Raw genomic sequence first — 698 nt, forward strand, 5'->3', positions numbered from 1 at the left:
GACTTTTAAGAACAGTGTTTGCTGTAATCTTTAATGTTTGTTGGAATTTAATTTTAATTCCTTTTTATGGAACAAAATCAGCTATATGGGGCTTTTTGATAACGCAAGTTTTCATGGGGGTTGTTTTCAATATAGTAGATAAAAACACAAGAATGTTAATAAAGTGTCAGTTTTATTCTATTTTTATCTGGAAAAAATAATGAATTTTAAAATTATCATTTCTTGGTTTTTGACAATAATAGTAATTCCTATATGTATTGTTATTATACTTCTTTGGAAGTTTAATATTATAAAATACAAAACATGTGCTCAAATTATTTCTATTGTCCCAGGTATTTTGGGCATTTTTTTAAGGCGCATTTTTTATAAAATAACATTAAAAAAATGTGGTGAAAACCTCAATGTTTTCTGGGGTGCAGTGATTGTATATTCTGATGTTGAGATAGGCAATAATTGTACAATTGAAGAGTTTTGTATAATAAGTCACTGCAAGATTGGTAATGATGTTATTTTTGCTGCTAATGTGTCTGTCATGAGTGGAGCTAAACATCACGATGTCAATGATATTACTACTAGTTTTTACAACAGTAAAAGTGAGTGTCGTAAGCTCAGTTTAGGTAACAATCTTTGGATTGGCACGCATGCAGTAATTATGAATGATATAGGTTCTAATTGCGCTATTGGTGCTGGGGCCGTAG

The 698-nt window shown here is 30.1% G+C and carries 1 protein-coding gene and 1 pseudogene; both read left to right on the forward strand.

The window, feature by feature from the left end; genetic code table 11:
* Positions 1-200 (forward strand): annotated as a pseudogene (locus J5069_RS23750) (hypothetical protein); the annotation flags it as partial.
* Positions 200-698 (forward strand): acyltransferase (locus J5069_RS23755; RefSeq protein WP_264646117.1); only part of this gene is annotated, 499 nt, incomplete at its 3' end. The pseudogene J5069_RS23750 and the gene J5069_RS23755, both read left to right, overlap by 1 nt.

It is taken from the genome of Candidatus Symbiopectobacterium sp. NZEC127, assembly GCF_025962675.1.
Taxonomy (GTDB): domain Bacteria; phylum Pseudomonadota; class Gammaproteobacteria; order Enterobacterales; family Enterobacteriaceae; genus Symbiopectobacterium.